We start from the raw sequence: 25329 nt of genomic DNA, 5'->3' as shown, positions 1-25329 counted from the left end.
CCACGCAGGCATGACGAGGCCGCTGCACCTGGAGCTCGATCGATCTGCAAAGACGCCGCTGGCCGAGCAGATCCACAAGGGGATCAGGACCGCGATCGAAAGCGGCGTTCTCGCCCCCGGCGCACGCCTGCCCTCCTGGCAGGATCTCGCCGCCCAACTCGGCGTCGCCCGCGGCACCGTACGGGTGGCGTACGAAAAGCTCTCATCCGCCCAACTGATCGTCGCAAGCCGCGCGACAGGAACCCATGTCGCCGACAGGCCCCCGTTCCCAGTAAGGCGGGACAGCGCCCCGTCGCCCGGCTCGTTCATGGAGATGTACCAGGAGCTGACGGCGGGGCCCGCGATCTTCCAGATGGGCGTGCCTGCGCAGGAGACCCTTCCCGCGACATTGCTGGCGCGGATGCGCGCGCAGGCAGTTCGGGCGGAGGTGAGCGCACCGGCGATCTACCCGGATCCACGCGGCGAGCTGGCGTTGCGGCGCGAGATCGCGGCCTACCTCGCGCTGGCGCGCGGGATCGAATGCGCGCCGTTCCAGATCATCGTCACTGCCGGTTTCAGCGGCGGCCTTGGCTTGGCGCTCCGCGTCCTCGGACTCGAGCAGAAGAAGGCCTGGATGGAGGACCCTGGCTTTCCCTTTACCCGGCAGGGTCTCGCGCTTGCGCGATTGTCGGTTGCGCCGATCCCCGTTGATGCGGACGGCATCGATGTCGATTACGGCATGAAACATGCTCCTGATGCGGCACTGGTGGTCGTGACACCGGGCCAGCAGGCGCCGCTCGGCTCCACATTGTCGCTTGTGCGGCGCTCACGCCTGCTCGACTGGGCAGCGCAAAGCAAGGCATGGGTGATCGAGGATGACTATCTCAGCGAGCTTCAGCTCAAGGGCCGGGCGACGCCGGCGCTCGCATCGCTCGACCGCGCCGGCCGCGTCATTCACATCGGCTCTTTCAGCAAGACGGTGACGCCTGCCCTGCGGCTGGGCTTTGTCGTCGCACCGGCCGCCCTGGCGTCGCAATTTGCCGAAGCTGCTGCGTGCCTTGCGCCCGCGCCTGGGCCGGCGGTGCAGCGCGCGATGGCCGACTTCATGCGCGAGGGCCATTATCTGCGGCATCTTCGGCGCACGAAGCGGGTTTACGCTGCACAAGGCGATGCATTGCTGAAGTACCTTCGCGCGCGCACCGCGAACATTGCGCTTGCCGGGTTGGCGGCGGTCCTGCAATTGGCGGACGGAGCACCCGATCTGGCCGTCGCCAGGGAAGCAGCACGGCTGGGACTTGCGCCTACGCCGCTATCGCTCTGGTATGCGTCGAACGGATCAGTGCGCCCGGGACTTTTGCTCGGCGTGGCAACGTCTCCGCTCAAACGAATTGAGGCGTCCTGCGATCGACTGTTGCAAATCATCGATCGTCTGACCTGATCTTGACCTGACGGACGACAGCACGCCGCGCATGGGTGCGTTGCTGCGGTGGCCGGTGAACGAAATAAGCGTGCACCGGCCGGCCATCAAAAGTTGTGATAACGGTGGTCCTCATATAGGGTCGAACCTCTTCCTCGCCGTGCGTGGTCGCTTGCTGCATGCATGTCCGTATCCTGCTCCTCCTTGCCTCGCTCTTGCTTCCCGGCACTTTGCGTGCCGAAGCAATGCCGGCCGAGAAAACCGGATTTGCCTCCAGGCTGACGATCTATCTCGCCAAGGGGCCGGCCGACGCATGCGGCCCGGGCTGCGATCGCTGGATCGCCATCGAGGGCGAGATCGATCGCGAGGCTGCGCTGCGCATTCGCCGCTTCCTCGCCGCCGTCAAGGACCTGCAGCGTCCGATCTACGTTCATTCGCCCGGCGGCAACGTCGAGCAGTCCTACGCGATCGCGCGGTTGCTGCGCAGCCGCAAGGCGATTGCCAGGGTCGGCCGGACGATCGCGACCGCCTGCGCCGCGGGCACGCAGGGAGACGCCGCTTGCTTGAAGCTCAAGAACGCGAGCGGCGAGTTCGAGGCCGAACTCACCACGACCCGTGCCATGTGCAACTCGGCCTGCGCATACCTGTTTCTGGGGGCGGCATCGCGCGAAGTCGCCCCCGACGCCGCAATGGCGGTCCATAATTCCAGGCTGGTGCTCGCCTTCGATGGACGGCCCGATCCGGCGGCCGTCGCGGAATACAGGCGTCGCCGGCTGTTGGCGGCCGATCGCGATCGCGCCGCGTTCATCGCGGCGATGGGAATTGGCCGCGAGCTCGATTCGCTGATCCGGACGGTGAAGTTCGAAAGCCTACACGTATTGACGCGATCCGAGCTCTACGGTTTCGGCATCGACACGCGACCGCTCGCCGAAACGAAATGGACGCTGGAGAAAGAGGCCCGGCCGTTCATCCGCAAGATCGCGACCGCCAAGAAGGAGAACGCCTCCACGTTCCGAACGATGGAGCTGCGCCTGTCTTGCGAAAGCAGCAAGGGCGCACCGCTGACATTTGCGGCCGAGGTCGACGAAACGGCCACCGGCAAGAGCACGATCCTGATCACGGCGGATGCCGACAAGGAGAAGACGACCGGAGGATCTCCGCTGCGGACCGGCAAGCACGAGGTCTGGCGCAGCAACATCGACCCCGACATGGTCAAGGCGATACTGGCCTCCCGCTCCCTGCATGTCCGCGAAAGCACGCCGATCGCGGACGACAAGACGGACATCATGACATTCGAGCTCGACCTGGCGGGCCTGCCGTCACAATGGGCTCGGCTCAAGGCATCCTGCGCATTGCCGACGCCGGGCCCGACAAGCTCCTGGCCGACGACGCCTGGGAAAGCGGCTCCCTGGCAGGCAGTTCATTGGCCCGAGAGCCCTTGGACGCCCGCCCCCCAACTGACCGTCAGCACAAACCCTCGGCCCGCTCCGTCGCCTTGAAATGACGTCGGACATCGCCTCGGGGGACGATTCAACGCGCAACATTCATTCACCCCTCGTCGAGCAGGGAGCGGACCTTGGCGGCCAGGTCCTCGATCGCAAAGGGCTTGGAAAGTAAATGCTTGCCGGCATCGAGCACGCCATTATGGACGATCGCGTTGCGCGTGTAGCCGGTGGTGAACAGCACTTTCAGATCCGGGTATCGTCTCGACAGCTCGGCCGCGAGTTCGGCACCGGTCATGTCGGGCATGACGACGTCGGTGAACAGCAGATCCGGAACGAAACCGCCTTCGATCTTGCCGATCGCCTCCCGGGCGCTGGCGGCCTCGACGACGGTATAACCAAGCTCGCGCAGGCTTTCGGACGAGATGCCGCGGACCCGCTCGTCGTCCTCGACGACGAGGATGGTCTCGCTCTGCGGACTTGCACCGGGATGTGGCACGCCGTGCGACGGAGTTGAGACAGGCTCCTGGCCCGCGAACCGTGGAAGATAGATCTTCACGGTCGTACCGACGTCCACCTCCGAATAGATTTTGACATGGCCGCCCGACTGCCGCACGAAGCCGTAGACCTGGCTGAGGCCAAGTCCAGTCCCCTTGCCGACGACCTTGGTCGTAAAGAACGGATCGAAGACCTTTCCCAGCACGTCGGCCGCGATGCCCGTGCCGTTGTCCGTCACCGCAGTGAGCACGTACTGCCCGGGCTGCAGCGCGTATTCGCGGGCGTATTTTCGATCTATCGAGGCGTTGGCGGTTTCGATCGTCAGCCTGCCACCCTTCGGCATGGCATCGCGTGCATTGACAGCAAGATTGACGAGAACGCTTTCGAGCTGGGCAGGGTCTGCCTTGACGCGCCAAAGGCCAGCCGCGAGGACCGTCTCGAGACGAACGAGCTCGCCGAGCGAGCGCTCGAGCAACTCACTCATCTCACCGACCATCTTGTTGATGTCCACGACCTCGGGCGCAAGAGGCTGCTGCCGCGAGAACGCCAACAATCTTTGTGTCAACGTGGCGGCACGGTTCGCACCATCCGTTGCACTATCCAAGAAACGGTCAATGTTGAGCTCGCCCTTGCCGAGCCGCCGCTTGGCGAGATTCAAGCTGCCGAGGATGACGGCCAGCATGTTGTTGAAGTCGTGGGCGATCCCCCCGGTCAATTGCCCGACGGCTTCCATTTTCTGCGATTGCCGCAATTGCTCCTCGGCCTTCATGCGCTCGGCGATCTCGTCGGCGACACGTTGCTCCAGCTCGGCATTGAGCGCTTCGAGCCTGGTCAGCAGCCCGGCATTGTCGATCGCGGTCGCGGCGTGGCCGGCGATGCCGAGCAATGCGGATTCGTGCTCCTCGTGGAATCGACCGACCTCCGCATGACCGAAGAAAAGCCCACCGAGCACCTCGCCGCTGCGCGAGATCACGGGGACCGCCAGATAGGACCGGACCGGAAGATGGCCCTCGGGCATGCCTTTCCGCGGCGCATTCTTGCCATAGCGCGGGTCTTGCAGGATGTCGTCCGACCTCACCACGCCCGTGCCCTTGAAGGTCGGCTCGAACACGGCGGTGGCGCGCGGCATCGGGAAGTTTTCGAAAGCGGATCGCGGCACGCCGGACAGCGAATACAGCATGTAGCTGCCGCCGTCCGCGGCCAGGACGTTGTAGAAGAAGGCTCCGAACTGGGCGCCCGTCAGCTCGACGCCGGCATCCGTCACGATCTGCACGATCCTCTCGAGATCGCGTTCGCGGGCAACCGATGCTCCCGTGTCGTTGAGGATCCTCAGATGACGCTCGGTCTTCTTTTGCGCGGATATATCCAGCACGGTCCCGATGAATCGCGTGGCGTGGCCGTCAGAAAAGATCGCGTGACCCGTTGCGGCGATCCAGCGCTCGACACCATCCTCGATGCCGACGGTGCGGTATTCGATGTTGTAGCTTCCCGGAGAATTGGGCTGTAACGCGGTCGAGACGGCCTCATGGGCGCGCTGCCTGTCGTCGGGATGGATGCCCTTCAGGAATGAGCCCTCGTAGCTGACCTCGGCATCCGGTGAGAGACCGAACACCTCCTTGCAGCGGTTATCCCATCGAAGAATGTCGTTGACCGGATCGTAGTCCCAGGTGCCGATTCCGGCGGCCTTGTTGGCGAGGACGAGCCGCTCGGCAGCTTCGCGCGCCGCCTGCTCCGATCGGACGCGCTCGATGTGCGCCCATGATCGCTCCGTCACCTCGGTGAGCAAGGCAAGTTCGCGCGGCGTCCAAAGATGCGGGCCACGGTGATGAATGGCCATCAAGGCGGTCAGGCGCCCCTCCTTCACCAAGGGCATGCAGATCGTCGAACCGATGCCGATGCGCTGGAAGGTGGCGGCTTCCTCGGGGGCGATCTCCTTCAGATTGTCGTTGATGATGAGGGGGCGGCCGGCGCCCAGCTCTCGCACCGCCTTCTCGCCGAAGTCGGCAAGGCTGTAGTGCCCCACTATGTGCATCGCACCGGGGGCAGCCCAATCCCCGCGGATGGTGAAGCCGTCCTGATCAGGATCCATGTCGGCATAGGCGCAGTTGGAGACGCCGAGATACTCACCGACCATTCGCGTCGTCACTGCCATGACGCCGTCTGCATCGCGCGTCTTCGCCGTTTCCTTGTTGAGAGCGTCCAGGAAGAGGAGTCGCGCTTCGTTCTCGCGCACCGCGCTCTCGGCGCGGCGACGTTCAACGGCGGTGCGGGTGCGTTCGGCAACCTCGCGGATGAGCTCGAGCTCCGCCGGGGTCCATTCGCGCGGCGTGGCATTGTTGAGGTAGAGCAGCGCCACGACCCCATCGGGCTCGGAGATCGGCATGTTGACGAATGCGCGCGCCGAGATCGCCTCGAGAGCTCGGGCGCGGTCGCCGACGCGAGCGTCCTTTTCAGCATCGGCGCAGACGACCGTCTCGCCCCGCTTCAAGTCTTCGATATAGCTGCCATAGTCGCGAAAGCGCAGCACGCCGGCCAGGCTCAAGATCCCAGGCGCATTCCAGTCGCGCGCGATCGTGATGGTCTCGGCGGAGGTGTCGACGGTGCCGTAACCTGCCCGGCTGACATTGAGGCTGCGGCCAAGCAGCTCGGCCGCCGCATAGGCGAGATCGTCGGGGCTGCCGATCTCTCGAATATGATCGCCGAGGGTGGCCAAGACGGCGTTGCGGTCGGCCGAGGATCCCCCGGTCGCTGTCGTCATCGGTCAACCCCGAACACGTCCCTCGCTCCACCTGCACAATGATGAGACAGTAACTGTAGGCGGGGCCTTCGGTTCCCGGCGCGAGGGGCGGCTCAGCATCAAGACGCCTCTCGGGTCCTGCTCGGCCCAGCGCGCGATGCAGGTGGTCAAGTGTCTTCAACAACGGCGGGCTTAGAGCGGCGTATAGATCACGAGCTTCAGCGCGGGATCGTCGTTGGCCTGGAAGCTGGTGTGCTCGAAGTGCAGCACGCCTTTGCTCGTATGGTTCATGGTCTTGCGGCCCGAGATGGTGCTGCGGATGTCGTGCGCCTCCCACCATTTGACGAATTCCGGGCTGCCCTCGCGCAGCCGCGTCAGCAGCTCCGTGAAGGCGGGATCGCCGGCCCAGACGTCGTGGGTGGCGCGAAACATCGCCACCATCGCCTTGGCTACGTCGGTCCAGCCGGCGCCGTAGGATTTTCGCGTCTGCTTGTTCGTCAACATAAGAAGCAGCGTGTTGCGATCCTGCTCCGGCAATCGCCCGAACCCGAACACCTCCTCGGCCGCATCGTTCCAGGCCAGCACGTCCCAGCGCCGGCCGGTGATGTAGGCCGGCTGATGCAGGCTCTCGATCATGCGACGAATGGGCGGAGGCACGATCTCGCGGGTGAAGGGGCTCCTTGCGGGCTCGCGCGCCAGCGCCTTGAGGTGGGCGTGCTCGGCCTTGCTGAGACGGAGGGCCCGGGCCAGCGCATCCACGGTGGTCACGGACGGGCTGACCGTGCGGCCCTGCTCGAGACGGATGTACCAGTCGACGCCGATGCCGGCGAGCTGCGCGACTTCTTCGCGGCGCAGCCCCGCGGTGCGCCGGCGCCGGCCCACCGGAAGCCCGACCGCCTTCGGCGACAGCTTTTCGCGGCGGGACCTCAGGAAGTCCCCGAATTCAACGCGGCGTGGATCGACCATGGCGGGTGTCCCGGCGATGGAGGGCCTATGAAATACTAGGATAATACCAGGCCTTCCTGACTTCCGCCAGGGCAGCATATGGACCTCACCCGACCTCGAGGTGAACATCATGAAAGCTGCCGTACTCAAATCCTTCGGATCGCCGCTGGCGATCGAGACTGTCCCCGAACCGGTGCTCGGCACCGGCGAGGTCATCATCGACGTCGTCGCGACGCGCGTGCTGTCCTACATGAACGAGGTCTTCGACGGGACGCGCAACTACGCGCTCGACCTGCCCATCGTCCCCGGCCCCGGCGGCGTCGGCCGCGTGCGCGCGATCGGTCCGGACGCGACCAGGCTTGCCGTCGGCGACTGGGTGTTCTGCGATCCGACAGTACGCTCGCGCGACGATGCCGTGGCGCCCGATATCGCCCTGCAGGGCCTGACCGCCGCGGGAGCTGGCGGCATGCGCCTGCAACGGCACTTTCGCCACGGCTCTTTCGCCGAGCAGATGCGGGTGCCGACCGAGAACGTCAAACCGCTCGGCCCGATCACGTCCGAGCAGGCGACACAATGGTGCGCGCTGGGCACGCTGCTGGTGCCCTATGGCGGCTTCCTTGCGGCAAATCTTCGCCCGGGCGAGACCGTGCTGGTGAGCGGCGCCACCGGCAATTTCGGCAGCGCCGCCGTCTCCGTCGCGCTGGCGATGGGCGCAGCCTGCGTGGTCGCGCCGGGCCGCAACGAACGGATCCTCGCCGACCTCGTCCGCCGCTTCGGGGCGCGGGTGAAGCCGGTCAAGCTCTCGGGTGACGAGGACGACGACCGTGAGACGATGAAGCGCGCCGCACCGGGGCCGATCGACTGCGTCTTCGACATCATGCCGCCCTCGGTGAGCCCGACTGTCGTGCGCGCGGCAGTCATGACGGTCCGCGCTTACGGACGCGTCGTGCTGATGGGTGGCGTCGGCATGGCGGGCGGGCCGGGCCTCGAGCTGCCCTACCCCTGGATCATGCGCAACTGCATCAGCATCCACGGCGTCTGGATGTATCCGCCCGATGCGGCCAGCCGCCTGATCGCACTGGTGCGTGCCGGGCTGCTGCGGCTGGAAGAGTACGAGACAGAGACCTTCGATCTCGACCACGCCAACGAAGCCGTGGCGCATGCTGCCGCCAATGGCGGACCGTTCAAATTGACGGTGATCAGGCCCTGAATCGTGAGGCGGCGACGGACCGCCGTCTTCGATTTTTTTCGGAAGTCTCACCAAGCACTTGGCTACTGTGCATGGGGTTGTTTTCGAGCTCTTTAGTCGAGCTCGACCACCTGGCCGTTCGACAGCGAGACCCGCCGGTCCATGCGGCCGGCGAGCTCCATGTTGTGGGTCGCGATCAGCATCGACACATGCGTCGCCTTGACCAGCTGCATCAGGGCCTGGAACACGTGCTCGGCGGTGCCGGGGTCGAGATTGCCGGTCGGCTCGTCCGCAAACAGCACGCGCGGCGCGTTGGCCACCGCACGGGCGATGGCGACACGCTGCTGCTCGCCGCCCGACAGCTCGGCGGGGCGGTGGGTGATGCGGTCGCCGAGGCCGAGATAGCCGAGGATCTCCTTGGCACGCTTGACGGTCTCGGACTTCTTCAGGCCGCGGATCATCTGCGGCAGCATGACGTTCTCGAGCGCCGAGAACTCCGGCAGCAGCCGATGCGACTGGTAGACGAAGCCGATATCGGTGCGGCGCAGCTGCGTGCGCTCGATGTCGGGCAGTTGCGAGGTCGGCGCGCCCGAGACATAGACCTCGCCGGAATCGGGGGCTTCCAGCAGCCCAGCGATGTGCAGCAGCGTCGACTTGCCCGAGCCCGACGGCGCCACCAGCGCGACCGACTGACCGGCCCACAGCGCCAGCTTGGCGCCGTCGAGGATCGTCAGCGGCACCTCTCCCTGCAAGTACTGCCGCTTTATCTCGTGGAGATAAATGACCGGTACATCTTCTGCCCCCTGCTGCTGCTCCATCAGCCCCTCACTCGTACCGGAGCGCTTCGACGGGATCGAGGCGCGCGGCGCGCCACGACGGATAGAGCGTCGCCAGGAACGACAGCGTCAGCGCCATGATGACGACGGCCGTGGTCTCGCCGACGTCGATCTCGGCGGGCAGTTTCGACAGGAAGTAGAGCTCCGGCGAGAACAGCTCGGTCGAGGTCAGCCAGGACAGGAATTGCCGGATCGATTCGATGTTAACGCAGATCACGAGGCCGACGCAGAAGCCGACCAGCGTGCCGACGACGCCGATCGAAGCGCCCGTGATCAGGAAGATCCGCATGATCGAGCCTTGCGAGGCGCCCATGGTGCGCAGGATCGCGATGTCGCTGCCCTTGTCCTTCACCAGCATGATCAGGCCGGAGACGATGTTGAGCGCGGCGACCAGCACGATCATGGTCAGGATCAGGAACATCACGTTGCGTTCAACCTGGAGCGCGTTGAAGAAGGTCGAGTTGCGCTGCCGCCAATCCACCAGGAAGATCGGCCGGCCCGCCGCCTCCGTCACCGCCTTGCGGAAGGCGTCGATCCTATCGGGGTTGGTCGTGAACACCTCGATCGAGGTGACGTCGTTGCTGCGGTTGAAATAGGCCTGCGCCTCGGCAAGCGGCATGAACACGAAGCCGAGATCGTATTCGGACATGCCGATCTCGAACACCGCGACGATCTTGTACGGTTTTATCCGCGGCGTCGTGCCCATGGGCGTCACTGCGCCCTTCGGCGCCACCAGCGTGATGCTGTCGCCGGCATGCAGCGAAAGCTGATCGGCGAGGCGCCGGCCGATCGCAACGCCCTGTCCTTCGTCAAAGCCCTCGAGGGAGCCCTGCTTGATGTTCTTGGCGATCGAGGTGAGGTTGTTGAGATCGTCGGAGCGGATGCCGCGCACCAGGACGCCCGAGGCGTTCCAAGGCGATGACGCCAGCGCCTGACCGTCAACCACCGGCGCCGCGAGCCGGATGCCCTCGACCTGGCTGAGGCGGTCGGCAACGTCCTTCCAGTCGGTCAGCGGCGATTCCAGGGGCTGGACCAGGATGTGGCCGTTGAGGCCCAGGATCTTGTCGAGCAGCTCCTTGCGGAAGCCGTTCATCACGGCCATGACGATGATCAGCGTCGCAACGCCGAGCATGATGCCGAGAAAGGAGAACCCGGCGATGACCGAGATGAATCCCTCTTTCCGCCGCGCCCGCAAATAGCGCGCCGACAGCATCCACTCGAAGGGCGCGAAAGGCGCGGTTTGCACGGTTTCGGTCATGGTCTCATCCATCGCTCGATAATCCCATGATTCGGGGTCAATTGTGGCCGGATTGGCGGCCGCGATATCGCGCGATGAACAATATTCAGCCGATCAGCCTTCTCAGCCCACAAGTCTTGCGACCGCGTCGGCAGGCGACATGGTCTCGCGCGCGCCGTCGCTGCGCCGCTTGATCTCGACCTTGCCGTCGGCAAGCCCCTTCGGCCCGATCATGATCTGCCAGGGGATGCCGATCAGATCGGCGGCGGCGAATTTGGCGCCGGCGCGTTGATCGGTGTCGTCATAGAGCACGTCGACGCCCTTGCCCGTGAGCTCGGCATAGAGCTTCTCGCAGGCCGCATCGACGGCCGCATCGCCCTGCTTCAGGTTGAGGATCGAGACGCGGAACGGTGCCACCGGTTCCGGCCATTTGATGCCGGCATCGTCATGGCAAGCCTCGATGATGGCACCCAGCAGGCGCGAGACGCCGACACCGTACGAGCCGCCATGGATCGGCACGTCGACACCATCAGGCCCCGCCACGAGCGCCTTCATCGGCTCGGAATATTTGGTGCCGAAATAGAAGATCTGGCCGACCTCAATGCCGCGGGTGTTCACCCGCTTGTCCACCGGCACCTCCTGCTCGAACCGCGCGGCATCGTGGACGTCTTCGGTCGCCGCATAGAGCGAGGTCCATTGCTTGATGATCGGCGTCAGGTCGCTCTCATAATCCACGTCCTCGCCCGGCACCGGCAGGTCCAGCACATCGCGATTGATGAACACGCCGGATTCGCCGGTCTCGGCGAGCACGATGAACTCGTGGCTGAGATCGCCGCCGATCGGGCCGGTCTCGGCGCGCATCGGGATCGCCTTCAGCCCCATCCGCGCGAAGGTCCGCAAGTATGCGACGAACATCTTGTTGTAGGCAACGCGCGCCGCGGCCTCGTTGAGGTCGAAGGAATAGGCGTCCTTCATCAGGAACTCGCGGCCGCGCATTACGCCGAAACGCGGACGCTGCTCGTCGCGGAATTTCCATTGGATATGATAGAGATTGAGCGGCAGGTTCTTGTAGGACTTCACATAGGCGCGGAAGATCTCGGTGATCATTTCCTCGTTGGTCGGTCCGTACAGCAGCTCGCGCTTGTGGCGGTCGGCGATGCGCAGCATCTCCGGGCCGTAGGCGTCGTAGCGGCCGCTCTCGCGCCAGAGGTCGGCGAGCTGGAGCGTCGGCATCAAGACCTCGATCGCGCCGGAGCGATTCTGCTCCTCGCGCACGATCTGCTCGATCTTCTTCAGCACGCGAAAGCCGAGCGGCAGCCAGGCATAGATGCCCGCCGCCTCCTGCCGGATCATGCCGGCACGCAGCATCAGCCGATGCGAGACGATCTCCGCCTCTTTCGGATTTTCCTTCAGGATGGGCAGAAAGAACCGCGACAACCGCATGGTAATACTCTGGGAATCAGTGATCGCCTGCAGTGAAACCGGATTGGGAGCGAAAACACAAGACGGGAATGAGGAAAAGCCGCTAACGCGGCGAAATACCTGTCATTTTTCCGTTGCCTTCAGGTTTGACTTCAGGAGCACCGTGCTCAGCAAAGCCGGTGAGCCTAGGGCGGTGGCACCTCGAGTTCATCCGCCAGCGTGATCTTCTCGAAATCGCTCACAAGCGCCTCGATCCGCACACGCCAGCGGCCGGCGAAGGGCAGCTCGACCTTGCGCACGTGCCAGTAGCCATCCGGCCCGAGCAAGGCGTCCCGTTCCATCGGCTCGATGCCGCGCTCAGGCAGGCTGAGCGTCAACGTCACCTCTTTGGCCGCCAGGGGCGTCCCCTCGCCGGTCATGAGCTGGAGCACGAAATCGTCCTTGCCGACCTTTCCAGGTGACACCAGCACCTGGAACATCGCCTTGTCGCCGTGGATGTGGATCGCCAACGGCGTCTCCGGAATGATCGTTCGCGGCGGCGGCGTGAAGCGCCAGCCGGCGACGACGGCAAAGATGGCGAGGGCGATCACGCATTCGAGGAGGATCGAGCGCTTGAGGATGGTCTGGGCTCCACGATCGCGGGCGAGTGCCGGAGTGAGGCGGAAGCGGTTGAGCGCCGCAAGTGCGAGCAGCATGAGAACCAGGCCGAGCTTGATCGAGAGGATGAGGCCATAGCGGGTCTCGACCAACGCCGAAACTTTTTCGAGCTGAACAATCGCAAGGGCGAGGCCCGTCAATGCCAGCACGCCGACCGCCGGCATGGCGATGCCCGAGAAGCGCTTCACGACGGCGAGTGTTGCCGGCGTCGGCTTCGACAGCAAAGCCGCGAGCGGAGCAAGAGCGCCGATCCATAGCGCAACGCACAGGCCGTGAAGAAAGATCGCCGGGCGCATCATCATTCGAGGCGGCGCCGTTGCGGCATGCCCGCTCATGGCGAGCGACAGGCCCACGCCGACCATGGCAATGATCGCAAGAGCCCGCGAAGACCATGCGCTGCGGAGCGCCAGCAAGGCGAACAGCATCGCGGCGGCAGCAACTAGAAACGCGCGGCCGGCACTGGTTGCCACCGCGACCTTCCAAGGCGCGGCCGTCGCGAGCGCCGCCGGCGGCAGGCCGAGGAGATCGAGACCCAGCGCACCGAGCGACACCACCGCGCTGGAAAGGCCGACCGCGAGCGCCATGCGCGGCACGGTCATGCCGGCCAGAGACCATGATATCCAGCGCGCAAACCACACACCGCCGACGCCTACGAACAGACCGAGATAGAGGCCAACGCGCGCCAGCCAGATCAGCGCGGCCAACCAATGGTCAGTACTCGCGGACGGCTTCGTCTCCGACGGCATGCCGACTGAAAACATCACCGATCCCACGATCGGATGGCCATCCTGCGAGACCACGCGATAGCTGACGACCGCGGTCCCCTCAGGCAGATCCGCCGGCATCTGGATCGAAATCGTGTCGCCGGACGCGCTGACGCGCGTCTCGTCCCGCGCCCTGCCCGTCCCGTCGATCAGCCGGATCGCGCCCGGCGTTACCGGTTCGTTGAACCGCAGCTCGACCATCTTGGGCGCGGTCGCGAGCGTGCTGCCATTCGCCGGCTCGACCGAGATCAGCGCCGCATGCGCGAGCGCACCGCTCGCGAAGCCCGCAGCGAAGAGCAGCGTCGCGAGCGCGGCGAGGAGGCGCATCAGGGTTTCGGCAGGAGCTTGACGCCAGGCGCCGGCGACTTGCCCTCATGCGAATGGCTTGACCCCTCGGTTGGGATCTCGATCCAGCGTCTGACGCCGGTCTCGCATTCTTGAACCACTGGGAAGTACAAGGTCGTGTTCGCCTTGAGCTTGTCGGTCAGCACCGTCTGCATGATGAACTCGTCATAGTTCTTGTCCGGCAGCTTGCCGCCGGACCACGCCACCTCCTTGACGCCGGACGAGAGCTTGTTGCCGTGATAGTCGTATTCCCCCGCATATTTGCCCTCGACGACGTCGATGGTCCAGCCGGCCTTCGGCATCGGCTTCACCGCGATGACCCCTTCCGGAATCTGCACGCGGAGCTTCACCGTCGGCGAGCCCGCGCAGCCATGCGGCACGGTGAACACCGCCTTGTAGGACGCGCCGATTGTGGCTTGCTTGGTCTCGAGAGAGACATGCGCCGCCACTGGTGATGCGGCGACCGCGGCAATCAGAATCAGGCAGGATCGCTTCGACATATTCGGTCTCCCGAGAGTCCAGAACAGTCTCATTTCATCTTCATTCCCGAATGATCCGGCATTTTCTTCATGTCCATGTGACCCGAGTGCCCCCCGCCGCCCGGTGCTTGCGCGCCGACGCCCTGGACGTCGAGGGCAACAGTGATCTTGCCGGCCTTCTCGAACTGAAGCGTCACCGGCACCTTGTCGCCCTGCTTGAACGGCCCCTTCAGCTCCTGAAGCATCAAATGATTGCCGCCGGGGGCGAGCTTCACGGTCTTGCCGGGCTCGATCGCCAATCCCTTGTCGAGCGCGCGCATCTTCATCACGCCGTTGTCCATGGCCATCTCGTGAATCTCGGCCTTGCCTGCGATATCGGCGGACACGCTGACCAACCTGTCGGCGGCGCTCCCCTTGTTTTCGATGGTCAGATAGCCGCCGGCGACCTTGGCGCCGCCCGGCGTCGCCCGGCTCCAGGCCTGCGAGATGACGAGATCGCCGGCCTTGACGTCGTCGGCTGCGACTGCCGCGCTGGTGCCGAGCAGCATGGCGGCCGCCAGAAGTGATAGCTTGATCCTGTTCATTTGGTTCCCTCGGTTTTGATCTGATTGGATCGGTCGTGGTGGTCTCGGCAGCCTCAGTGCGCTTTACCATCGATACCTCATTCCGGTGTAGACCGCCCGGCCCGCACCTGGCTCGAACAACGCCGACGTCGCGGTGGCGCGATCGATGATACTGACGCTTGCAATGTAGGTCCTGTTGGTGAGGTTTCGACCCTCGATATAGGCGGAGAACGGCCCGCCATTGTCGAAGCCCGCTTTCAATCCGAGCAGTGCATACGGCTCGGTCGTCAACGTGTTCATACTGTCGACAAAATAGGCCTGCGGCACCCATTCGACGTTCGGACCAGCATAGAACCCGGTCGGATGCTTATAGAGCAACTCGGCGCGCAAATAGTGACGCGGCGCGCCGGGCAGCTGGTTGTTGCCGAACGCCGTGTCGCTGTCGAAGCGAAAATCGCTGTAAGTATAAGCGAGGTTGAGCCACACCTTGTCGGGCGCGCCTCCTGTCACGAAGATATCGCGGAAGATTGCTGCCCCTGCCCCCGCCTCGACGCCCTGGTGGAAGGTTCGGTCGGCATTGGTCACGTTGCAATTGCCGAACGCGCTGTACAGGCACAGCAGCTCATCGCGGATATCGGCGCGATAGGTGGTCAATTCCCACGAATAGTCGGGCCGTCGCATGCGGGTCCCTATCTCGTAGGTCGTCGCAATCTGCGGGCGGATGCTGGTGAACGGAATCGTCGGAATGCCAGGACCGCGCGCGCTCTCGCCGAAGCTCGGCACTTCGGCGCTCCGCGAAACATTGGCGAAGGCCTGCCACGTCGGGTCGATCTGCCACAGCAGGCCCGCCTTCGGCGACCACAGATCAAAGCGGGTTGCTCCCGACTGGTCGCCGTCGCTGAGAAACCGGTCCTGCCGATTGCGGGTCGCATGCAGGAATTGCGTGCCGGCGATCGCGGCGACATTCGGCAGAAAGTAGAAGGTGTCCTCCACGTAAACCGAGGTGTTCTCCGAGCGATCGATCGACGACGACAGCAATGCCCCCTTCTGTCCGGCAATGTTGGCGAACTGCTGGTTGTCGACGCTGCCGTTCAACAGGTTGACGCCCGCAACCAGCCTGTTGCGGTAACCGCCGATGATGCGGTCGTCCGTAACCTTCGCGAAGCCGCCATAATCCTTGTAGCGATAATCGAGCCACTGGAAGATCGGATGCATGAGGTGCCGGTCGACGCCGAAAGCGCCGAACTCCAACCTGGTGTCGTCGAATCGGATCGTCGTCTTGTTTGCCAGCCTGATCGTGTCGATGTTGCGCTGCTGGTCCAGCGCAACGTTCGCCGGAGCCGAGGCCTCCGGATTGGTCAAGGCAGACGCCTTGGTGACGGTTCCTGGAATGCGCTGCCGCACCTCGTTGGCGTTAAGATAGAATCGCGTCTCGAAATCCGGCGAGAACTGGTAGCCAACATTGCCGCTCACGCGGTTGCCCGAGCCGAAGCTGTGATCGCGGAGGCCGTCCGTGGCCTGCGTTGATGCGGTGACGAAACCATCCCACGGCCCGTTGGCGCCTCCTGCATTGGCCTGCAGTCGCCTGAAGCCGAAGGCTCCCACGTCGAGCGAGACTCCATTCGGAAATCGGTCGCGTCCCGATGGCGTCACGAAGTTGACGGCGCCTCCCAGCGAATTGGCTCCGAACTGCAGCGCGTTCGCGCCCTTGTACACCTCGACGTATTTGTAGGCGGTCGGGTCGATCTCCTGGAAATCGCCATAGCCGTCCGCCGTATTGATCGGGATGCCGTCCATGTAAAGCTGCACGCCGCGCAGATGGAAATTGCGCGACAGGCCGGATCCGCGGATCGAAAGCCGGGTGTCGTCGCCCCATTTCGGCTGCGCAAACACGCCGGGAACGTAGTCCAGGACATCCTTGATCGTGCTGGCGGGAGTCGAATTCCGGTAGGCCTCCGCTGCGACCAGCGCTACGCCGCCCGGCGTCTGGTTGATCTCGCTCAGCGCCTGCTGGGCGGTGAGAACCGCCAGGGCACCAGGGCCAGGGGCCCCTTCGGAAGCTGCCGTCGGTTGCGGACGCGCAGTTGCGGGCGCGCGGGCCCGCGTTGATCGCGCGGCGGTTCGCTGTGCGCGGGCTGGAGAGGCCCGTTTCTCCCGCGGCGCGTCGACTGTGACGGGAGGAAGCTCGCGTCGGTTTTCCTCCGCGATTGCGTTGGATGGCACAACGAGGGCAGAAGCTGAGGCAAGCAGAATTTTGCGTGCGGAAAGCAGTCGAAAGAAGCCTGTACGAGGCATGAGGTCATTCCTGATGCCGGCAGAGAGCCGGTGCATAGCGATCCCGGCACGGCCGAAGCCGGCGCGGAGCTGAAGGTTTCGCGGATCAGGAAATGCGAGGGGGAGCGCGCGCCCAAGCGCTCGAACCGTCGATGGCGGCGAGGACGGGCGCGTTCGCCACGTGCCAGACGATGCGGGCGATGGGGCGGACGGGAGTTGAGAACGCCGCATGGGGCGGCGCGTCAAGCGAGGCGTCAGCGTGCGCGAGGCAGCAAAGCGCACATGCGCCAGCTTTTGCGGCCGGTGTCCCGGTCTCGTCGACCGGGCCGCCCTGCTCACTTGCGCTGTGGCAGATGACGCCTGCAGAGAACGGATCGGCCGCAGCCTGGCCGGCCGCGAGACAGGCGGCGATCGGCGCCAGCACCTGCATCACCAGGGCGAGCAGGACCAGAGGCAGGAATTTTTGCAGACGTGCGCGCATCCGCCGGACCATTCGTTCGTGCGCTAACTAATCACTCGGGCGCGGCCGAGTCGAGGCCAGTTCCACCGCCTGTTGGGCCCTGCGCAAACTGCTCGAAAAATTGTGGTCGGACGACCCCACCCCCCGGGCGGGCCGGCATCTGAGGCAGGAAAACCCGCCCGGCCATCCGCAAATTTCTTATATCTGTCATATATTTAGGGGACCGAAAGCCCGATCGTTTCGTCAGCTGCTCCTATTTTGAACATTCGTTGCCGAAAATGATGACAAGTGAGAAAAGTTGATCTAGCATCCCTCTTGCTCAGGCGCTGACCGCGAGGTCGAGGCCTGGTGGTCCAAGTCTCGGGAGGAGCCCCTGGCGCGCAAAACGCAGCGTCGCCCCGTCAATCAAGATCAAATCTTAAGATCGGGGATAATAGGGTCGACACAATTTTTGAGCGGGGCCGGGGCCCCGCTCTTTTTTTGCCCGCGGCGCTGAACCGTCGATGAACGCGGCCTTTCATCCCATCCACGACAGCTTCGAACGTGCGGCCTCGCGCTGCGCCGACCTCACGCCGTTCGTCTCTCGACGTCTGTTCGATCTCCATCCGGAAACGCAGGCGATGTTCCGCACGGACGGCGGTGACCTCGTGAAGGGGTCGATGCTGGCGCTGACGATCGAGGCGATTCTCGACTTCGCCGGCGAGCGCCGCGGGCATTTCCGGCTAATCGCGTGCGAGGTCGCCTCGCACGACGCCTATGGCACGCCGCGCGAGCTGTTCATCGCGTTCTTCGCCGTCATCAGGGATGCGCTCCGCGATCTGCTCGGCGATGAATGGACGCCCGAGATCGCGCAGTCCTGGGATACATTGCCCGCCGAGATCGACGCATTCGCCGTCGCGGCCACCTGACGCTTTGCGCTGCACCAACGCGCGGGCTGCGACGACACTGCGGCTGAATGCAGATTGAGTGCGAACAACTCTTGTGAGAGACTTTCGGAGTCGGTAGCGCTACCAATGACGCGCCGACGACAAAATATATGGGAGCGAGCGATGTCCGGGACGAAAGATTTCTCGACGACCAGGCGCGATCTTCTTCAGGCGGCTGCAACCGCCGGCGCCGGAGCTGCCATCCTCGGCAGCATGGGCATAAACCCCGCACTGGCCGCAGTCGGACGCAGCGAGAAGCCGTTGAAGGCGGCGTTCTCCAACGCCGGCCTCCAGGCCACCTGGTGCGCGCAAGGCAAGCAGGCGGCGGAATTCTGGGGCAAGCTGTTCAATGTCGAGGTGACCTGGTTCGACGGGCAGCTCGATGCGGTGAAGCAGCGCGCGGCGATCGACAACATGGCCTCGCAGAAATGGGACTTCGTCGCGATCCAGGCCTTCGGCATCGGCACCCTCACCCAGCCGGTGCAGAAGATGATCGATGCCGGCACGCCTGTGATCGACATGGACACGCTGATCGCGCCGCTCGATCAGATCAACGTCCATTCCTTCCTCGCTCCCGACAACGAGTTCATGGGCGCTTCGGTGACACAGGCGCTGTGCAACGCCATGGGCGGCAAGGGCAAGATCATCATGACGCAGGGCGCGCTCGGCCACACCGGTGCGCAGGGCCGCGCCAAGGGCTTCAACTCGGTCGTGAAGCAATTCCCGGGCATCGAAGTGCTGGACACCCAGCCGGCCGATTGGGACGTGTCGAAGACCGCCCGTCTCTGGGAGACCTATCTGACCAAATACCCGCAGATCGACGCGGCCTTCTTCCACAATGACGACATGGCGCTGGCCGCCGCCAACATCATGAAGGCGCGCAATCGCACCAACATCCTGATCGGCGGGGTCGACGCCATGCCGCCGGCGATCCAGGCGGTCAGCGAAGGCCGCATGTTCGCGACCGTCCGCAATCCGTCCTGCCGCATCCATGGCGGCGCGATCGTCGCGGGCGTCTCCGCCGTGGTCGGCGGCGAGAAGAGCGGACAGGGCATCCCGAAGAACGTCGTCACCGACGGCCCGGTCGTGACCAAGGCCAACGCCGCCGGGATGCAGTGGATGCAGGATCACTTCCTGATCTGAGCCTCCAGATCCTTCATGAGCGTGGGACAACAGCCCATCCTGGAACTGCAGGGCATCACGAAGAGCTTCGGCGGCGTCGAAGCGCTTCGTGGTGTCGACTTCGCGCTCTATCCCGGCGAGATCCATGGTCTCGTCGGCGAGAACGGCGCCGGAAAAAGCACGCTGATGAAGATCATCGCCGGCGTGCACACCGAGTTCTCCGGCCGCTTCCTGGTCGACGGCCAGGAGATGCATTTTCGCTCGGCGCGCGATGCGCACGCCGCCGGCATCGCCATGGTGCACCAGGAGCTCAGCGTCGCGCCCGACCTGACGGTCGCGGAGAACGTCTTCCTCGGCAACCAGCCGACCAACGCCTTCGGCCTCGTGCAATGGCGGCGGATGGCGCGCGAGGCGGGCGAGCAGCTCGCCCGCTTCGGCATCGACGTCGATCCGATGGCACGGCTCGGCGACCTTCCGATCGGGCTGCAGCAGTTGATCGAGATCGCGCGCGTGCTGTTCTCCGGCGCGCGCATCGTTATCCTGGACGAGCCGACCTCCGCCCTCTCCCCGCCCGAGGTCGAGCGACTGTTCACAACGCTCCGACGGCTGCGCGAGGAAGGCACCGCGATCGTCTTCATCTCGCATTTCATCGAGGACATCCTGCTGGTGTCCGACACGGTGACCGTGTTCCGCAACGGCCGCAAGGTTGCGGAGACGGCTAGCGCCGCGACCAGCAAAGGCGCGCTGATCGAGGCCATGATCGGCCGCGGCGGCGAGGCGCTCGAGCATAGCTACACCGACGATCTGATGCTGCCGGAGCCGAGCGACAGCAAGGTCATTCTCAGCGTCGATCAGCTGTCGCTGTCACGCAGCCTTCAGGACGTCTCGTTCGAGGCCCGCGCCGGCGAGGTGCTCGGCATCTACGGCTTCATGGGCTGCGGCCAGCAGGAGCTGTCCCGCGTCCTGTTCGGCAAGCTGAAACCGGACGGCGGGACGCTTGCAGTCGAAGGCGTGACGAAAACCTTCGCCAGCACAGCGGCGGCGCGGCGCGCCGGCGTGGCGCTGGTGCCGGAGAGCCGGCGCGACATGCTGTTCCACCAGGAGCCGGTCTACAAGAACATCTCGATCAGCATTCTCGACCGCATCTCCTCGCTGCTGCTCAAGCCGGCGCAGGAGCGCGACATCGCCAAGCGCCAGGTCGAGCAGCTGCAGATCAGGCCGCCGGTGGTCGGCCTCGATCTCGGCATGCTCTCGGGCGGCAACCAGCAGAAGGTCGCGCTGGCGAAATGGCTGACCTATCCGCCCAAGCTGCTGGTGCTGTGCGAGCCGACCCGCGGCATGGATGTCGGCGCCAAGAACGACGTCATCAACATCGTCCGCGACCTCAGAACAAAGGGGCTCGCGATCATCGTGCTGTCGACCGAGCCGGAAACGGTGCTGTCGCTGGCCGATCGCATCCTGGTGCTCAAGCGCGGCGCCCTGGTGCGGGAATTCAAGAACGAGCCGGTCAGCAAGGACCGCCTGCTGGAAGCGGCGTGACGGAGAAGCACATGAGCAGCGAGACGGCTTTGGCGGCAGGACGGAGGGCGCGGGGCCTTGCCCCCTTCCTGCGCTCGCAGATGCGCAACATCGCCCCGTTCCTGACGCTGATCTTCCTCACCGCCTTCTTCGCCTTCGCCAGCCCCTCCTTCGCGACGCTCGACAATCTCGGCAACATCCTGACCCAGGTGTCGGTGACGGGCATCATCGCTGTCGGCCTCACCTTCGTGATCCTCTGCGCCGAAATCGACCTGTCGGTCGCCAGCATCGCCAACGTCACGGGCATTGCGGTCGCCTACTTCACGCTGCAGGAATCCTACGTCAACATCGCCAACATCCCCCTGCCCGGCGCCGTCGCGATCATCCTGTCGCTCCTGCTCTGCGCCCTGCTCGGTCTCGTCAACGCGGTGGGGCTGACCGTGATCGGCATCCCCTCCTTCATCATGACGCTGGCGATGATGCAGATCGCCGCCGGCATCTCCGCGCTGCTGGTGCGCGGCCAGATCGCCTACAAGGTGCCGAGCCTGATCACGACCCTGGGCTCCGGCTCGATCGGGGGCATCCCCTGGATCGTCATTGTCGCCGCGCTGATGCTGCTCGGCGGCCACCTGGTGCTGACCTACACGCGCTTCGGCCGCTACGTCTACATGGTCGGCGGCAATCGCGAAGCGGCCGAATATTCGGGCCTCAACGTCAAGCTGATCCTCGGCGCGGTCATGGTGATCTCGGCGGTGTGCTCGGGCCTCGGCGGCATGCTCGGCGTCGCCCATTTCGGCAGTGCGCAGCAGAACGAGTTCGACACCTACCTGCTCGATTCCATCGCCGCCGTCGTGGTCGGCGGCACCAGCCTGTTCGGCGGCCGCGGCGGCATCGGCAACACCATCGTCGGGCTGTTCGTACTCGGCGTGCTCAACAACGGCCTCGACCACGTCAACATCGACAGCTTCCTGAAGATCCTGATCCGCGGCCTGATCCTCCTGGCGGCGCTGGTCATCAACGTCTATGCGCAGCGCTTGAGGGAGAAAGCGGCGGAATAGACGGCCGGCAAGACAAAAATGCGAAACAACCCCATGCACAGTAGCCGGGGCCAGCGGAATCAACGACTTGCCGGTGGGTGTCGTTAAATTGCGGATTCGGCGAAGTCGATTTGCTCCGTCGGGCAAAACAGGGGTATAGTGGCATCATCGGCAGCCGGCTTTGAAAGGTCGGTGCGCCCCCGTCCCCCGTCATTGCGAGCGCAGCGAAGCAATCCAGGACTCTCTCCGCGGATGCATTTCTGGATTGCTTCGCTGCGCTCGCAATGACGACGTGGATTCGGGATCAGCTATATCGCGGGTGCGGTCTAACTCCCGGTCTTGGCATTCGATGGCAATCGCGAGAAGCGGAAATTGCAGTGGGTTGCGCCGCCCGCCAGCGTCTGGGTCCGTTCCAGGCGGATGCCTCGCGTGGCGTAGGCGACGAAGTCGAGGCCGCAGATGTTCGGCAGGATCTCCTTGTCGCCGCGGCGCGCCGCGAGCTTGCAGAAGCCGCAGGCCTTGTAGTCGATGCCGAATTCGAAAGTGTCCTGCGGACCCGGCTCGACGAAATCGTAGACGAAATCTTCCGGAAACTCCGCTTGGTGAGCCTCTGTGACGCTCCTTGCCGCCTGTTCACGCATCAAGGCCTGGTTCTCGGGCGACATGAACTGACGCCCTGCGGCGAGACGCTCGGATTCAGGCGTCGTCAGCAGTTGCGCCTTGTAGGTTTCCCGCTCGATCTCGCCGATCACGGGCACCGGCACGCCGTGACGCCGCAGCACCCGACTGATGGCCATGAAGCCGGTCAGACGCATGAAGAAATCGCTCATGCGGCTTGCCGCGCCGCCGACATAGGGCATCTGGGTGAGGACGATCTGAAATTCGTCCATCACCTCCTGCCTGATTGCGTCGATGTCGGAGAGATGCGTGCGCTCGCGGAGCTTCGCTTCGGCAAGGCCTATCCGCTCGCGCATGGCGGCCTCCATCGCATGGCGATGCGTCTGGTAGAACGGATGAATCTCAGCCATTGGACACCTGATATGCTTGCCTCATCGCAACATCGACGACGCCGCCTCATTCCGCGGCGATCGCCTCGATCTCCAGCAGCCATTTGCTGTCGACGGTCTCGACGACCACAACGGTCAGTGCCGGCTGGTGCTCCCCGAGCATGGCCCGACGAATGGCGCGGTTGGTGACGACTTGGCTGCGATCAGTCAGGAACGTGGTGACCTTGACCAGGTGCTCGACGCCAAGGCCTGCCGCGGCGAGCACCTCCCTGACATTGCGCCAGGCCTGCTCGCATTGCGCCTCGAAGCCTTCAGGCACGGTGCCGTCGGAATTTTGAGGCACCTGGCCGCTGATGAACAGCAGGCGGTTATGCTGCTTCAGCTCCAGACCCATGCAGTAGCCGCCGGCGGGCGGGTGAACCGTTGCGGGATTGTGGCTGACGATGTGAGCTGGCGGCATGGCGTTTCTCCAGATTTTGCGCGTCAAGCGTATCCGGCGGCATCAGGGCCACGCAAAGCATCATTGCTGCGGTTCAGCGCAAGAAAATCTATTGCAAGGACGCGGCCTATCGGTGTCAAAGTGCAGTTGCGATGACCTACGCCCTTCCCCCGCTCAACGCGCTCCGCGCCTTCGAGGCCGCCGCGCGCCATCTCAGCTTCAAGCTGGCCGCGCACGAACTGCACGTGACGCCCGCCGCCGTGGGGCAGCAGGTGAAAGCGCTGGAGGCGCGCCTTGGCGTGCAGCTGTTCGAGCGGCTGCACAAGCAGCTCATCCTCACCGAGGCCGGCCAGGCCTATCTGCCAGGGATCTCCGAAGGCTTTCGCCACATCGCCGAGGCGACCTCGCAATTGAAGCCGTCAGGCACGGTGCTGCTGCAAGTGGGAGTGCACGGAAGTCACGACCTGCGCCGCCTCGAGCTTGCAGCGTTTCGCAGCGCACATGCGGAGATCGGTGTGCGCGTGCTGCAGCCCGCCGGCCTGCACGAGCTGGTCGAGGGAAAGGTGGACGTGCTGATCGCCCGCGGCGTGAGCCACCATCCCGGCTATCGCTGCGAACGGATCGATGAGGGATCAGGCGCGGGTGATTGGCTGGTTGCGCCGGAAGGCACGGCGGATTGTCCGGAGATCGTCAGTTTTCGTGAATGGCTACGCAGCCTGCCCGCGGCAAAACCGCTCGCAAATCGCCGCCCGCGTCTGGTCGGCGGCGTCGGGAGTTGAAGAGGCCCGACGTTGCGTGCCGAGGCCCAGGGCTGCTGTTCAACTTAACGCATCCTTAGCCGCAAAGAAAGTCGTGGTGACCGTCTAGGCGTCGTCATAAACCCGCGCCGCAGTTGGAACGCGGATGAGGTCCGCTGTGCTCCTGATAGCTGCCCAGAAGCCGGCCTCACCAGCCGTCAGAGTTGGGCCACAAGCGGAAGTCGGCTCTCTATTCGATAACTTCATCGGCGCGGGCGAGGAGGCTTTCGGGTAATTCCAAGCCGAGCACTCTCGCGGTCTTGCGGTTGATGATGAATTCAAATTCGGTCGGAGCTTGCACTGGCAGGTCCGCCGGATTGGCGCCGCGCAAAATTCGATCAACGTAGGATACCGCGCCTGCATATACTTTATTGAGGTTTACTCCATACGAAACAAGACCCCCTACATCGCAGAATAGTCGTAGGAAGTAGATCGCGGGCAACCTGCACTTAGCAACAAGCGCGGTCATTTCCTTCCGTCGTGCGGCAGTCAGTGCGTCAGGTAGAAAAACAAGACCAGCGTTCCGCGCGTCTTGGAGAGATACGATTAGCCGTTCGACGCTGGAGCTATCGCCGTGGGGCGTCTCCACCGAAACCACTCCGGAGGTTTGTGCGACGGCCTTTATCGAAGCGAGAAACGCAGCAGAGTTATTCCCTGGTTCTGGGTTGTAGACAACGCCGATCCGCTCAATCTGCGGCGCGATTTCCTTCAGCAGGGAGACCCACTTACCCCCGAGAGATGGTACAAAGGCAGTGAAGCCGGTAACATTACGACCGGGCCGCGCGAAAGTCTCGACATAGCGCATTCCAATCGGATCGCTGACCATCGCAAATACGGTCGGGATGTTAGACCCCTCAGCTTGCAGTGACGCCATCGACGTGTTGGTAACCGCGAACAAGACATCAGGCTTCAACGAGATCAATTCGCGCGCGCACTTGCGGCTCTCCTCAGTATCGCCATCGCTTATGCAATAATCTATGAGCAGGTTCTGACCCAACAGCCAACCTTTCTCCTTCAATACTCTTTCGAGAATTGGCCTGCTTAGAGGGCTAGCTAGGAGCGCACCCACGCGGCGGACTTGGGCTTGAGCCCCCGCAGCAAATGGGAGGATTGCTACGGCACCGCTGAAGGCTATGAATTCCCGCCGTCGCATGCGTCGCTCCCTCTAGGGATCACGCCTGTGGGAAGATCAGCTTAGCACTTTTTTCGTGAGACCATACCGGGTGCAATGACTGCTTC

The 25329-nt window shown here is 64.2% G+C and carries 21 protein-coding genes; 8 read left to right on the top strand and 13 right to left on the bottom strand.

Annotated elements, in window-relative coordinates; all coding sequences use genetic code 11:
* The first annotated feature begins 10 nt into the window (after positions 1 to 10).
* The gene (gene pdxR, locus ACTEK7_RS01565) at positions 11 to 1417 is read left to right on the top strand and encodes a MocR-like pyridoxine biosynthesis transcription factor PdxR (RefSeq protein WP_225147211.1); all 1407 of its coding nucleotides are present in this window, start codon (positions 11 to 13) and stop codon (positions 1415 to 1417) included.
* A gap of 224 nt (positions 1418 to 1641) precedes the next feature.
* Positions 1642 to 2895, top strand: a complete 1254-nt coding sequence (locus tag ACTEK7_RS01560; RefSeq protein WP_345944100.1) for a hypothetical protein — start codon at positions 1642 to 1644, stop codon at positions 2893 to 2895.
* Positions 2896 to 2944: 49 nt separating this feature from the next.
* Here ACTEK7_RS01560 and ACTEK7_RS01555 read toward each other — a convergent pair whose 3' ends face one another.
* On the bottom strand, positions 2945 to 6094 hold the full coding sequence (locus tag ACTEK7_RS01555) for a GAF domain-containing hybrid sensor histidine kinase/response regulator (protein WP_225147150.1): 3150 nt from the start codon (positions 6092 to 6094) through the stop codon (positions 2945 to 2947).
* Between the two features lie 171 nt (positions 6095 to 6265).
* Positions 6266 to 7039, bottom strand: coding sequence for a helix-turn-helix transcriptional regulator (locus ACTEK7_RS01550; protein ID WP_225147151.1), 774 nt, complete (start codon positions 7037 to 7039; stop codon positions 6266 to 6268).
* Between the two features lie 109 nt (positions 7040 to 7148).
* On the opposite strand from ACTEK7_RS01550, the gene ACTEK7_RS01545 reads away from it, so the two are divergent.
* A complete protein-coding gene (locus tag ACTEK7_RS01545; protein ID WP_225147152.1) occupies positions 7149 to 8228 on the top strand; it encodes a zinc-binding dehydrogenase in 1080 nt (359 codons plus the stop codon).
* A gap of 92 nt (positions 8229 to 8320) precedes the next feature.
* On the opposite strand, the gene ACTEK7_RS01540 is transcribed toward ACTEK7_RS01545, so the two are convergent.
* The 8 genes from ACTEK7_RS01540 to ACTEK7_RS01505 all read right to left on the bottom strand — a co-directional run bounded on the left by ACTEK7_RS01540 (position 8321) and on the right by ACTEK7_RS01505 (position 17265).
* Positions 8321 to 9025, bottom strand: a complete 705-nt coding sequence (locus tag ACTEK7_RS01540; protein WP_036010093.1) for an ABC transporter ATP-binding protein — start codon at positions 9023 to 9025, stop codon at positions 8321 to 8323.
* Between the two features lie 7 nt (positions 9026 to 9032).
* Positions 9033 to 10313, bottom strand: a complete 1281-nt coding sequence (locus tag ACTEK7_RS01535) for a lipoprotein-releasing ABC transporter permease subunit (RefSeq protein WP_036010095.1) — start codon at positions 10311 to 10313, stop codon at positions 9033 to 9035.
* A gap of 90 nt (positions 10314 to 10403) precedes the next feature.
* Complete coding sequence (proS, locus tag ACTEK7_RS01530; protein ID WP_225147153.1) at positions 10404 to 11723, bottom strand: proline--tRNA ligase; 1320 nt, start codon at positions 11721 to 11723, stop codon at positions 10404 to 10406.
* A gap of 164 nt (positions 11724 to 11887) precedes the next feature.
* A complete protein-coding gene (locus ACTEK7_RS01525) occupies positions 11888 to 13450 on the bottom strand; it encodes a copper resistance CopC/CopD family protein (protein ID WP_225147154.1) in 1563 nt (520 codons plus the stop codon).
* Complete coding sequence (locus ACTEK7_RS01520; protein WP_225113116.1) at positions 13450 to 13968, bottom strand: YcnI family protein; 519 nt, start codon at positions 13966 to 13968, stop codon at positions 13450 to 13452. Before ACTEK7_RS01520 ends, ACTEK7_RS01525 begins: the two co-directional genes overlap by 1 nt.
* A gap of 29 nt (positions 13969 to 13997) precedes the next feature.
* On the bottom strand, positions 13998 to 14531 hold the full coding sequence (locus ACTEK7_RS01515; protein WP_225125182.1) for a copper chaperone PCu(A)C: 534 nt from the start codon (positions 14529 to 14531) through the stop codon (positions 13998 to 14000).
* Between the two features lie 63 nt (positions 14532 to 14594).
* Positions 14595 to 16805 (bottom strand): TonB-dependent receptor family protein, encoded by a 2211-nt coding sequence (locus ACTEK7_RS01510; protein WP_225147155.1) that lies wholly within the window; start codon positions 16803 to 16805, stop codon positions 14595 to 14597.
* 85 nt (positions 16806 to 16890) lie between these two features.
* Entirely contained in the window at positions 16891 to 17265 is a 375-nt protein-coding gene (locus tag ACTEK7_RS01505) for a DUF2946 family protein (RefSeq protein ID WP_193374985.1), read from the bottom strand.
* A gap of 482 nt (positions 17266 to 17747) precedes the next feature.
* On the opposite strand from ACTEK7_RS01505, the gene ACTEK7_RS01500 reads away from it, so the two are divergent.
* The 4 genes from ACTEK7_RS01500 to ACTEK7_RS01485 all read left to right on the top strand — a co-directional run bounded on the left by ACTEK7_RS01500 (position 17748) and on the right by ACTEK7_RS01485 (position 21868).
* The gene (locus ACTEK7_RS01500; protein WP_225147156.1) at positions 17748 to 18152 is read left to right on the top strand and encodes a globin; all 405 of its coding nucleotides are present in this window, start codon (positions 17748 to 17750) and stop codon (positions 18150 to 18152) included.
* 141 nt (positions 18153 to 18293) lie between these two features.
* The gene (locus ACTEK7_RS01495) at positions 18294 to 19313 is read left to right on the top strand and encodes a sugar ABC transporter substrate-binding protein (protein WP_225133764.1); all 1020 of its coding nucleotides are present in this window, start codon (positions 18294 to 18296) and stop codon (positions 19311 to 19313) included.
* A gap of 15 nt (positions 19314 to 19328) precedes the next feature.
* Positions 19329 to 20831, top strand: coding sequence for a sugar ABC transporter ATP-binding protein (locus ACTEK7_RS01490; protein WP_225147157.1), 1503 nt, complete (start codon positions 19329 to 19331; stop codon positions 20829 to 20831).
* An 11-nt stretch (positions 20832 to 20842) separates the two neighbouring features.
* The gene (locus tag ACTEK7_RS01485) at positions 20843 to 21868 is read left to right on the top strand and encodes an ABC transporter permease (protein WP_225147158.1); all 1026 of its coding nucleotides are present in this window, start codon (positions 20843 to 20845) and stop codon (positions 21866 to 21868) included.
* 305 nt (positions 21869 to 22173) lie between these two features.
* On the opposite strand, the gene ACTEK7_RS01480 is transcribed toward ACTEK7_RS01485, so the two are convergent.
* Positions 22174 to 22875, bottom strand: coding sequence for an L-2-amino-thiazoline-4-carboxylic acid hydrolase (locus ACTEK7_RS01480; RefSeq protein ID WP_225147159.1), 702 nt, complete (start codon positions 22873 to 22875; stop codon positions 22174 to 22176).
* Between the two features lie 46 nt (positions 22876 to 22921).
* Complete coding sequence (locus ACTEK7_RS01475) at positions 22922 to 23314, bottom strand: RidA family protein (protein ID WP_225147160.1); 393 nt, start codon at positions 23312 to 23314, stop codon at positions 22922 to 22924.
* Between the two features lie 131 nt (positions 23315 to 23445).
* Between ACTEK7_RS01475 and ACTEK7_RS01470 the strand changes: the two genes are divergently transcribed.
* On the top strand, positions 23446 to 24072 hold the full coding sequence (locus ACTEK7_RS01470) for a LysR family transcriptional regulator (RefSeq protein WP_225133768.1): 627 nt from the start codon (positions 23446 to 23448) through the stop codon (positions 24070 to 24072).
* Between the two features lie 208 nt (positions 24073 to 24280).
* Here ACTEK7_RS01470 and ACTEK7_RS01465 read toward each other — a convergent pair whose 3' ends face one another.
* Positions 24281 to 25243 carry an ABC transporter substrate-binding protein gene (locus tag ACTEK7_RS01465; protein WP_225133769.1) on the bottom strand — a complete coding sequence of 321 codons (963 nt, stop codon included), beginning with the start codon at positions 25241 to 25243 and terminating at the stop codon, positions 24281 to 24283.
* Positions 25244 to 25329 lie beyond the last annotated feature (86 nt).

The organism is Bradyrhizobium sp. JHI2711, assembly GCF_056156565.1.
The sequence above is the reverse complement of the archived record's forward strand: the minus strand, read 5'-3'. Positions and strand labels throughout refer to the sequence as shown.

What these genes read in the sequence shown, in the direction of transcription:
- ACTEK7_RS01515 (WP_225125182.1), bottom strand. Translation starts at nt 14,531, where the DNA reads ATGAACAGGATCAAGCTATCACTTCTGGCGGCCGCCATGCTGCTCGGC.
- ACTEK7_RS01520 (WP_225113116.1), bottom strand. Translation starts at nt 13,968, where the DNA reads ATGTCGAAGCGATCCTGCCTGATTCTGATTGCCGCGGTCGCCGCATCA.
- ACTEK7_RS01535 (WP_036010095.1), bottom strand. Translation starts at nt 10,313, where the DNA reads ATGGATGAGACCATGACCGAAACCGTGCAAACCGCGCCTTTCGCGCCC.
- ACTEK7_RS01555 (WP_225147150.1), bottom strand. Translation starts at nt 6,094, where the DNA reads ATGACGACAGCGACCGGGGGATCCTCGGCCGACCGCAACGCCGTCTTG.
- ACTEK7_RS01490 (WP_225147157.1), top strand. Translation starts at nt 19,329, where the DNA reads ATGAGCGTGGGACAACAGCCCATCCTGGAACTGCAGGGCATCACGAAG.
- ACTEK7_RS01465 (WP_225133769.1), bottom strand. Translation starts at nt 25,243, where the DNA reads ATGCGACGGCGGGAATTCATAGCCTTCAGCGGTGCCGTAGCAATCCTC.
- ACTEK7_RS01495 (WP_225133764.1), top strand. Translation starts at nt 18,294, where the DNA reads ATGTCCGGGACGAAAGATTTCTCGACGACCAGGCGCGATCTTCTTCAG.
- ACTEK7_RS01545 (WP_225147152.1), top strand. Translation starts at nt 7,149, where the DNA reads ATGAAAGCTGCCGTACTCAAATCCTTCGGATCGCCGCTGGCGATCGAG.
- ACTEK7_RS01480 (WP_225147159.1), bottom strand. Translation starts at nt 22,875, where the DNA reads ATGGCTGAGATTCATCCGTTCTACCAGACGCATCGCCATGCGATGGAG.
- ACTEK7_RS01505 (WP_193374985.1), bottom strand. Translation starts at nt 17,265, where the DNA reads ATGCGCGCACGTCTGCAAAAATTCCTGCCTCTGGTCCTGCTCGCCCTG.
- pdxR (WP_225147211.1), top strand. Translation starts at nt 11, where the DNA reads ATGACGAGGCCGCTGCACCTGGAGCTCGATCGATCTGCAAAGACGCCG.
- ACTEK7_RS01525 (WP_225147154.1), bottom strand. Translation starts at nt 13,450, where the DNA reads ATGCGCCTCCTCGCCGCGCTCGCGACGCTGCTCTTCGCTGCGGGCTTC.
- ACTEK7_RS01500 (WP_225147156.1), top strand. Translation starts at nt 17,748, where the DNA reads ATGAACGCGGCCTTTCATCCCATCCACGACAGCTTCGAACGTGCGGCC.
- ACTEK7_RS01470 (WP_225133768.1), top strand. Translation starts at nt 23,446, where the DNA reads ATGACCTACGCCCTTCCCCCGCTCAACGCGCTCCGCGCCTTCGAGGCC.
- ACTEK7_RS01560 (WP_345944100.1), top strand. Translation starts at nt 1,642, where the DNA reads ATGCCGGCCGAGAAAACCGGATTTGCCTCCAGGCTGACGATCTATCTC.
- ACTEK7_RS01540 (WP_036010093.1), bottom strand. Translation starts at nt 9,025, where the DNA reads ATGGAGCAGCAGCAGGGGGCAGAAGATGTACCGGTCATTTATCTCCAC.
- ACTEK7_RS01475 (WP_225147160.1), bottom strand. Translation starts at nt 23,314, where the DNA reads ATGCCGCCAGCTCACATCGTCAGCCACAATCCCGCAACGGTTCACCCG.
- proS (WP_225147153.1), bottom strand. Translation starts at nt 11,723, where the DNA reads ATGCGGTTGTCGCGGTTCTTTCTGCCCATCCTGAAGGAAAATCCGAAA.
- ACTEK7_RS01510 (WP_225147155.1), bottom strand. Translation starts at nt 16,805, where the DNA reads ATGCCTCGTACAGGCTTCTTTCGACTGCTTTCCGCACGCAAAATTCTG.
- ACTEK7_RS01550 (WP_225147151.1), bottom strand. Translation starts at nt 7,039, where the DNA reads ATGGTCGATCCACGCCGCGTTGAATTCGGGGACTTCCTGAGGTCCCGC.
- ACTEK7_RS01485 (WP_225147158.1), top strand. Translation starts at nt 20,843, where the DNA reads ATGAGCAGCGAGACGGCTTTGGCGGCAGGACGGAGGGCGCGGGGCCTT.